Here is an 8595-nt window from a genome sequence, read left to right as displayed (position 1 = left end):
TTAAATTGTTAAAGAGCGCTAGCGTTTTGTGACTCACACCTCAGTCGCTAGGGGTGCGTACTATACCTGCACCACTTAGAGAGTCAAGGGTTATTTTCAAACTCTTATTCTCTACCGATTTCGCAGCGTGACTTTCGTCTCATTCCTTGTCGGTGAGGCGGCATTATAGAGAGTTCGATATAGAGCACAAGAGCTTTTTTAAATAAAAGTTTTGTTCGCCTAAAAAGCCACCACATCCGCATTTTTCGAATAAAAACTAAACATTTGAGACGTATCACAGCAATACATTGGCAAAATGGAAGCCATGAACGTAAGATTCATGTGTCTATTTTGTTAATGATAGATGCGTATATTTCGTTTATTAATATGTAGTATTCCGATATGAACTCAAAAAAATCGATGTTGTTAATTGTCGCGCTAGCTGTATTGGGCGGCATTGTTTTCTCTCAGGTAGATATATCGCCTGCAATTACCTTTATCCTTGGTGTCTTGGCTTCCGCTTTTGTTGTTAATTTTTCAAGCACCAACTCAAAATCAGAGTCAGAACCTAAGGCTTCAACAAAAACACTTTATGTGGGTAACCTTCCATACAAAGCGAATGAATCACATGTACGTGAATTGTTCTCTGAATATGGTGAAGTATTTGCTGTACGTTTAATGAAAGACAAACGTACTGGTAAAAGAAGAGGTTTTGGATTTGTTGTTATGGCAAGTAATGATGTGAATCATGCTATTTCAGAACTTAACGATAAAGATTACATGCAACGTACTTTAAAAGTACGCGTTGCAAACGATCCTAAACATCCAGAAACGGACGAAGCTGAGCTGAGCTAAACCCTAACTGCTTCAGCATACTATTTAGTGCACTTTCTTTTTTAGGAAGTGCACTACAAAAAGCCTCACGCACTCCCCCTTCTTCAGTACTGCTCTCTAAATCCAATAAATCTTGAACCCGCTTAGCAATAGCCTTACCTGAATCAATCAACATCACGTTTTTACCTAGCACTTGCTGAATCTCTGATTTGATCAGTGGGAAATGAGTACACCCTAAAACAGCCACATCAATTGTGTTGATCATTGGTTGAAGGATTTGCTGCAGCTCTTCAAGGTTAATCGCCTCTCCTCGGAGTTTATCTTCGGCCATATCCACCAGCTGAGTAGAACCTAAAAGCTCAACTCTTTTATTACTAGAGAAGTTTTTGATGAGCTCGTGTGTGTATTCACGAGTAATCGTTGCGGGTGTTGCAATAAGACCAACGGCTTTATTGGCAAGTAGCGATGCTGGCTTGATTGCCGGAACAACCCCGACAATAGGGATTGGGTTATTAGCCCTTAGTGTAGGTAACACAATTGTACTTGCTGTATTGCAGGCTATCACCACAATATCAATAGCGTGGCTAGCCACAAAACTGGCGACGATGCTTTGAACTCTGTGGATAAGGACTTGCTGGTCGAGCTCACCGTATGGGTAAGCCTCGTTATCGAATACATAAGTATAGTTATGATTCGGTAGTAAGTGGCTTATCTCTTTATATACGGACAGACCGCCAACTCCAGAATCAAAGATCAATATGTTTTTTTGTATGCTTTCCGACACAACCATTACCTGTAATAAGTTCCGTTGCAATGATACCCCTTCACTTAGTTTTCGCCAATCATCACTCTACATAATGCAGGCTCGGTAGCGTTGATGCACAAAGCGCTCACCCTGCTCTACATTTTCCAGCTCTATCTTAAGCCTTCCTTTAAAGCATGGCGCTGACGTGACTAAAGTATGGAACTCACCATCTTCCCCGCATGGGTCGACGTGACTCGGTAAACTGTCGATTAGCTCAAACGTGTATTCTTTCCCGCAATAGCTCATGTCTAATGCATCGGTATCGACCGTGACGAGAAAGGTTTCGATTCCTCTGTCTATTATTTCACTCGCAAGTACCTGACTGCTCTCTCCCATTAGGGGAAACACACACTCCCAACCAGCTGGCTCTATATAACTTCTTCGGTAATCGGCAATGCCATTACAGAACATATCTCCAAACGCGACCGCATCGATTGATAAGCTAAAATCTTTAAGTACCGAGACAATCGTACTTTGGTAAACCTCATTACTTGGGAAGACTTCCGGTAGCTCAATCATGATTAATGGTAAACCGACCAATCGAGCTTGCATTGCAACTACCTCAATAGGAGTTACCTGGAAAGGAACTTCATCTCCAACATACGTAGTATACAGAGCAACAACTTCATACTCGGTGCTTTCAAGTAGGCGCTCTAACGTTAACGTAGAGTCTTTACCTGACGACCAACTTATGACGACTTTCTTTTTCATTGATACATCCAATAAGAAAAAACCGCCCGAAGGCGGTTTGCATACCAGTTAGAACTGATATGAAGCATTTAGGTAGTATGCTTGATCTTGCGTTTCATACTTATCCACCGTTTGGTATTGAGTATTAAACAAGTTTTCAACTTTAGCTCGTAGTTTCCATTGTTCGGTCAACTGGTAAGCTAGTGTAAAGTTCACGAGGCTATACGGTTCAAGTTCCACCGTATTTTTTGCATCGTCATAGCGTTTACCTTGATACTGATAGCTCAAATCACCACGCCAGTGATTGTGTTCATAGCTGACCAACCATTTCGCTGCAAAGTTTGCTCTACGAGACAGCTCTTTATCTTGAATGTCTTCTGGTTGACCATAACCAGCGACATTGATTTTGTTGTTATGGTCTAGGAAGTCTAGCGACACTGAGTGTGAAATCACGCCGGTCTCAAACTGCGAGCTTACTTCAATACCACGTATTGTCGCATCAGAATTCTTTAAAGCTTCACCTTTTGACTGATAACTTACCAAATTAGTAATTTTGTTTGAATAACCTACAACGCGTATATCTGATACGTCAGAGAAGAACTCAAATCCAGCCTCAAAACTCAAAGACTCTTCTGGTTTCAAGTCACTCTTACCATAGCCAGGCCAGAATAAGTCATTGTATGTCGGAGCTCGAAAGGCAGTACCACCAGACGCAATCAAACGCCAATTCTGATTAACAAGATAACCAGTTCCTAGCTGCCATGTCGACTTTCCGCCATAGACTTCGTTGTCATCATGACGAACACTTGCTTCAATTTGCAGACCTGAATTGTCATAGAAAGCCGAAGCGAATACTGCATTATTCTTACGACTAGTACCGTCATATTTCTGGTAACTATTGCTGCTCCAAATTTTGGAATCAGCCACGGTGTCTTTAGTTAGGTCGACGCCTGCATTAAGTACAAAGATCTCAGATAACTTATAAGAGTTCAGCCAGTTAAGAGCATGGCGGTCAGTGATTAAGTGGCTACCCGGAACTTGACCGCCTTTATTGTTACTATCGTCGCGGTTAGTTGATACAGACAAAGATGAACGATACTTCTCACCATTATATGCAACAAGCGCTGCGTAGTTGAAAAGAATAGATTCTTGCTCATCAGCTGATAGCTTACCTGTTGAAAAGTCCTTATAACTTTCATATTCAGTCACACCTTTATGATAGAAGCCCATCACTTTGGCAGACCACTCAGGTGAAAAGTTTGTCCCAACCTCAAGCGTTAAGTCTTGACGGCTATAGCCATCTTCATCAGGTTGAGCCGGGCCAGTGCCTACGACATCAAAACCATCTGACGCTTCAGTGTTTACAGACATATTGATCCAAGATTTCTGACCAACTTTAGAGCTCACACCAGCTGCACCTTGGCGATAGTTATCAGTACCAGCACCAACTTGAACAGTACCAGAGTCAACATCAGCCCCTGATGAAGTAATAATGTTAATTACACCACCTATTGCATCAGCACCATATACCGCAGCACGAGCACCTTTTACTAACTCGATACGTTCAACGCCGCTTAGAGGAATAGCTGAGAAGTTCGCACTACCAGTTGTCGCACTACCAATTCTCACCCCGTTATAGAGGACAATGCTTTGATTCGATGAGGTACCGCGAACAAAGACTGAACTGTTTTGTCCACGTCCGCCATTTTGCGTTACTTGCACACCAGGTAATAATGCTAAAGCTTCCGTTAGAGATTTGATTTGCAGGTTATCAATTTGCTCTTTAGTCACAATATCGACTGTTGCTGTAACTTGACCCACAGACTGCTCAAAACGGTTAGCTGTAACGACCATGGTTTCGTCAGCAGATGCTTCTTGTGCGTGTAAATTGGAGATAGGTGAAAGCAGCGATGCTACAGCAACCGCTAAAAGGGATTTGTTCATGTTGTGATCCTAAATCGCGTAAAGTCCTACCAAACCACATTTTATGGTTTGGCCGCTGGCAGGTATTCGGACTCAAGAGCACAACCTTATGGTTACCTAATATTCGACTTCCCACAAAACGCTATTTGCAGTGTCTATGAATACTCGTTCTCTTTTACCGCTGCGCGTCAGTTCTGGATTTTCACCAGATTCCCTCTTCAGCCATCTATACATCCACATGGCACCAGCTTGCCGGAAATAGTATTGACCTATGAATCATTTGTCTAGTCTAAGATAGTTATAAGCTATAGTTTTCGTCGTCTATTTAGACTGAATGGCTCTCAACACTGGACAAGCGCCTGTGATTGAATAAAATCTGCGCTCTTGATTTAAAAGCACGATAGCAAAAGGCATAACAATGGCGAATTTAGAAGTAAACCCGCAACGCTACCAAGAACAACTGGCAGAAAAGACTGAGCGTCTTACTGAAATGTTCTCAGAATATAATGTGCCTGAGCTGGAAGTGTATGAATCTCCAGAACAACACTACCGTATGCGTGCAGAGTTCCGCGTGTGGCATGAAGGTGACGATATGTATTACGTCATGTTCAATCAAGAAACTAAAGAAAAATACCGTGTCGACCAGTTCCCAGCGGCTAGCCGCCTGATCAACGACCTAATGCCTCTATTAACGGATGCAATGAAGGACAACCACTCTCTACGCCACAAACTATTCCAAGTAGACTTCCTTTCTACATTAAGCGGCGAGATTTTGGTGTCACTGCTTTACCACCGCCAATTAGGTGAGCAGTGGATTCAAGATGCTAAAGCACTTAAGCAGCAATTAAACGATGAAGGTTTTAACCTAAACCTGATCGGCCGTGCGCGTAAGATGAAAATCGTACTGGACCGCGACTACGTTATTGAAAAGCTAGATGTGAATGGTGATAGCTACATCTACCAACAAGTTGAGAACAGCTTTACTCAACCAAACGGCAAAGTAGCAGAGAAAATGTTGGAATGGGCTGTCGACTGTACTCAAGACAGCAAAGGCGACTTACTTGAACTTTACTGTGGTAACGGTAACTTCTCACTAGCACTGGCGCAGAACTTCGAACGTGTACTGGCAACAGAACTAGCGAAGCCGTCAGTAGAATCTGCGCAATACAACATCGCAGCCAACAAGATTGAAAATGTTCAGATCATCCGCATGTCTGCGGAAGATTTTACCGTAGCAATGGAAGGCAAGCGTGAATTCCGTCGTCTACAGCAAGCGAACATCGATCTTAAGAGCTACAACTGCAACACTATCTTTGTTGATCCACCGCGTTCAGGTATGGATGTCGATACTTGTAAGATGGTTCAAGGCTACGAGCGTATCATGTACATCTCTTGTAACCCTGAGACATTGAAAGAGAACCTAGACATTCTAAGCGAAACACACGACATCACCCGTTTTGCTCTATTTGACCAGTTCCCTTACACACACCATATGGAAGCCGGTGTGTTTCTAGAGCGTAAAGCGTAAACCTCGCTCTCTAAGTCGAAGCTAAGCAGCAGATACAAAAAAACGAGCCAATTGGCTCGTTTTTTTATTTATAGATTGGTTTAAGCAGTTTTACCGATAAAGCCTAGCTTCTTACCTACCCAAGCGAGCAGTAGCATCGCGACGATAATCGCAAAGAAGTTTGACCCGGCATCAGGGTGTTGTGCTTTCACAAAAGCCGAGTGGCCAAATGCACCTACAAAGAAACAAGCTAAACCCACTAACGGAATATCTTCAGATACTGGATTTGTTAGGTATTCTTGGTATAGCGCTTGTACAGCCAACACTAAAGCAATCAGCGGGAAAATAGAGAAGCCCACTTCGCTCATTGTTACCCAAGATAACAGTGCATCACCACACACACCTGCTACAACAGCAAGTACGAGTGTCTTTCTTTCAGAACCACGGTTTACAGTATTATTTTCATTCGACATTATTCAATCCCGCCTTTTAATCGGTTACGTTCACGTTCTTTACGATACCAAAAAGCTCCTTTGGCCATCATTCGCAATTGCATGATCAAACGCTCAGCCAATTCATCTCGCTGACGTCGATCTAAATCTAATGCTTCTGCCCCTGAGTTAAAAACCAAGATGACGGAGGCTTCCGCTTGAGTAAAAGCTTCGTCTCTTGTCATTCCTGTTGTGATTAAATATTCGGTTAACTCAGCAGAGAAATGCTGTATCTCACGAGCTACCGCTGCACGAAACTCAAATGAAGTTCCAGAGCGCTCCCGCAATAACAGTCTGAATACGTTTGGGCTGCTTTCAATGAATTCCATAAAGGTTTCAACCGATGTGCGAATCACGCTGCCTTCTTTTACTATGCGTTGCCTAGCTTGACGCATCAACTGACGCAACAATAAGCCACCTTCATCGACCATGGTTAAGCCAAGCTCATCCATGTCTTTGAAATGGCGATAAAAGGAAGTCGGAGCTATTCCAGCCTCACGAGCGACTTCTCTCAAGCTTAGATTAGAAAAACTACGATCGGCACTGAGTTGGCTAAATGCCGCATCGATTAAGCTACGACGAGTCTTTTCTTTTTGCTGTGCGCGAATGCCCATTGGTTTCATACTTTATCAACATCTTCTTTTACAGCCTAAACAGGCATGTCTAATACTCTATTCAATATAACGCGAATCACTTACTTATATAAGGCACTCTGGTTATATAAGACACTAAACACACCTCTTTGTTCACGTATCGAAGTAAATACGTTCAAAGAAAACATTTCAATATCCGCACCGTCATTTGGAGACATACGACATACCAAATATTATTTTTTCAGTAGCATGACGTGATCTCACCGACTCTCTGATGCCCTTTTCATGTACCCAAGAACAGAATCAGTTAAAATCTCGCTAAAGCAATGTTAATCAAATATAACAAGGAAGATATCTATGTCGCACTCCAACCACTTTGATGTAATCGTAATTGGTAGTGGCCCCGGAGGAGAAGGGGCAGCGATGGGATTAACCAAAGCCGGGTTGAACGTTGCTATCATTGAAAAAGAGAGCAGCGTTGGGGGTGGTTGTACCCACTGGGGGACCATTCCTTCCAAAGCACTGCGTCATGCCGTAAGTCGTATTATTGAATTCAACAGTAACCCTCTGTTTTGTCAGAACAATAAAAGTATCCACTCAACATTTTCCAATATTCTGGGGCATGCTAAATCGGTCATCGACAAACAGACTCGCTTGCGCCAAGGTTTCTACGATCGCAACCAATGCACGTTAGTCTTCGGTACTGCACGTTTTATCGATACCCACACGATCTCCGTAATGCAAAGCGACGGTACTGAAGAAGACTACAGCGCAGACAAATTTGTTATCGCGACAGGTTCTCGCCCTTATCAGCCAGACAACGTCGACTTCATGCATGAACGTGTCTACGACAGCGATTCAATTCTTTCTCTTAAACACGATCCTCAGCACATCATCATCTATGGTGCTGGTGTTATCGGCTGTGAATACGCCTCTATATTTCGCGGTTTAGGCGTTAAAACCGATCTCATTAATACTCGCGACCGCCTGTTGTCCTTCTTAGATAACGAAACCTCAGATGCACTTTCTTACCACTTCTGGAACAGTGGCGTTGTTATTCGTAACGATGAGACCTTTGAGAAAATTGAAGGAACAGATGATGGTGTAATCATTCATCTAGAGTCAGGTAAAAAAATGCGTGCCGATTGCCTACTGTATGCCAATGGTCGAACGGGTAATACTGATAAACTGAACCTTGGTGCGGTTGGCTTAGAAGCGGACTCTCGTGGACAAGTATCAGTCAACAGCAACTACCAAACCAGTGTTGAACATGTTTACGCTGTCGGTGATGTGATTGGGTATCCTAGCCTAGCAAGTGCTGCTTATGACCAAGGTCGATTTGTGGCCCAAGCCGTGGTGAAAGGTGAAGCAGAACGACACCTTATCGAAGACATCCCAACAGGTATCTACACCATTCCTGAGATCAGCTCTGTCGGTAAAACCGAGCAAGAGCTTACCGCAGCTAAAGTGCCGTATGAAGTGGGACGTTCTTCATTCAAGCACTTAGCTCGCGCTCAAATTGCAGGTAAAGATATTGGTAGCTTGAAGATACTTTTCCATCGTGAAACTAAAGAGATTTTAGGTATCCACGTGTTTGGTGAACGTGCCGCTGAAATCATTCACATTGGCCAGGCGATCATGGAACAAAAAGGCGAAGCCAACACCATCGAATACTTTGTGAATACCACCTTTAACTATCCGACGATGGCCGAGGCGTATCGCGTAGCAGCGCTTAACGGACTTAACCGTTTGTTCTAAACAAAGAACCAACAG

Annotated in this window: 8 protein-coding genes and 1 riboswitch; of the genes, 3 read left to right on the top strand and 5 right to left on the bottom strand. The window is 43.1% G+C overall.

What is annotated here, in order from left to right; translation table 11 throughout:
- Positions 1–381: 381 nt before the first annotated feature.
- A complete protein-coding gene (locus AB4232_RS02460) occupies positions 382–834 on the top strand; it encodes an RNA-binding protein (protein ID WP_009848258.1) in 453 nt (150 codons plus the stop codon).
- On the opposite strand, the gene murI is transcribed toward AB4232_RS02460, so the two are convergent.
- From murI to AB4232_RS02445, 3 genes are read right to left on the bottom strand one after another with little or no spacing between them, the layout of a single operon-like run.
- Entirely contained in the window at positions 797–1603 is an 807-nt protein-coding gene (gene murI, locus AB4232_RS02455; protein WP_029225473.1) for a glutamate racemase, read from the bottom strand. The two genes, AB4232_RS02460 and murI, sit on opposite strands and share 38 nt — an antisense overlap.
- A gap of 60 nt (positions 1604–1663) precedes the next feature.
- Entirely contained in the window at positions 1664–2329 is a 666-nt protein-coding gene (locus AB4232_RS02450) for an ATPase (protein ID WP_372086000.1), read from the bottom strand.
- A 48-nt stretch (positions 2330–2377) separates the two neighbouring features.
- Positions 2378–4252 carry a TonB-dependent receptor domain-containing protein gene (locus AB4232_RS02445; RefSeq protein WP_372085997.1) on the bottom strand — a complete coding sequence of 625 codons (1875 nt, stop codon included), beginning with the start codon at positions 4250–4252 and terminating at the stop codon, positions 2378–2380.
- 39 nt (positions 4253–4291) lie between these two features.
- Positions 4292–4495, bottom strand: a riboswitch (cobalamin riboswitch).
- A 154-nt stretch (positions 4496–4649) separates the two neighbouring features.
- Between AB4232_RS02445 and trmA the strand changes: the two genes are divergently transcribed.
- Positions 4650–5759 carry a tRNA (uridine(54)-C5)-methyltransferase TrmA gene (gene trmA / locus AB4232_RS02440; protein WP_009848254.1) on the top strand — a complete coding sequence of 370 codons (1110 nt, stop codon included), beginning with the start codon at positions 4650–4652 and terminating at the stop codon, positions 5757–5759.
- An 80-nt stretch (positions 5760–5839) separates the two neighbouring features.
- Here trmA and AB4232_RS02435 read toward each other — a convergent pair whose 3' ends face one another.
- Entirely contained in the window at positions 5840–6211 is a 372-nt protein-coding gene (locus AB4232_RS02435) for a YijD family membrane protein (RefSeq protein WP_004736696.1), read from the bottom strand.
- Positions 6211–6852, bottom strand: a complete 642-nt coding sequence (gene fabR, locus AB4232_RS02430; RefSeq protein WP_010438693.1) for an HTH-type transcriptional repressor FabR — start codon at positions 6850–6852, stop codon at positions 6211–6213. Before fabR ends, AB4232_RS02435 begins: the two co-directional genes overlap by 1 nt.
- Before the next feature lie 327 nt (positions 6853–7179).
- Between fabR and sthA the strand changes: the two genes are divergently transcribed.
- Positions 7180–8580, top strand: a complete 1401-nt coding sequence (sthA, locus tag AB4232_RS02425; protein WP_372085994.1) for a Si-specific NAD(P)(+) transhydrogenase — start codon at positions 7180–7182, stop codon at positions 8578–8580.
- The last annotated feature ends 15 nt before the right edge of the window (positions 8581–8595 follow it).

The organism is Vibrio sp. 10N.286.46.A8, assembly GCF_041470165.1.
Classification (GTDB): Bacteria; Pseudomonadota; Gammaproteobacteria; order Enterobacterales; family Vibrionaceae; genus Vibrio; species Vibrio tasmaniensis_A.
Note: the sequence above shows the minus strand (reverse complement) of the source record. Positions and strands in the feature narration are given on the sequence as shown.

Bases quoted from the DNA above. Each gene is read 5' to 3' on its own strand.
- sthA (WP_372085994.1), top strand. From the start codon at position 7,180: ATGTCGCACTCCAACCACTTTGATGTAATCGTAATTGGTAGTGGCCCC.
- AB4232_RS02450 (WP_372086000.1), bottom strand. From the start codon at position 2,329: ATGAAAAAGAAAGTCGTCATAAGTTGGTCGTCAGGTAAAGACTCTACG.
- AB4232_RS02460 (WP_009848258.1), top strand. From the start codon at position 382: ATGAACTCAAAAAAATCGATGTTGTTAATTGTCGCGCTAGCTGTATTG.
- AB4232_RS02435 (WP_004736696.1), bottom strand. From the start codon at position 6,211: ATGTCGAATGAAAATAATACTGTAAACCGTGGTTCTGAAAGAAAGACA.
- AB4232_RS02445 (WP_372085997.1), bottom strand. From the start codon at position 4,252: ATGAACAAATCCCTTTTAGCGGTTGCTGTAGCATCGCTGCTTTCACCT.
- fabR (WP_010438693.1), bottom strand. From the start codon at position 6,852: ATGAAACCAATGGGCATTCGCGCACAGCAAAAAGAAAAGACTCGTCGT.
- murI (WP_029225473.1), bottom strand. From the start codon at position 1,603: ATGGTTGTGTCGGAAAGCATACAAAAAAACATATTGATCTTTGATTCT.
- trmA (WP_009848254.1), top strand. From the start codon at position 4,650: ATGGCGAATTTAGAAGTAAACCCGCAACGCTACCAAGAACAACTGGCA.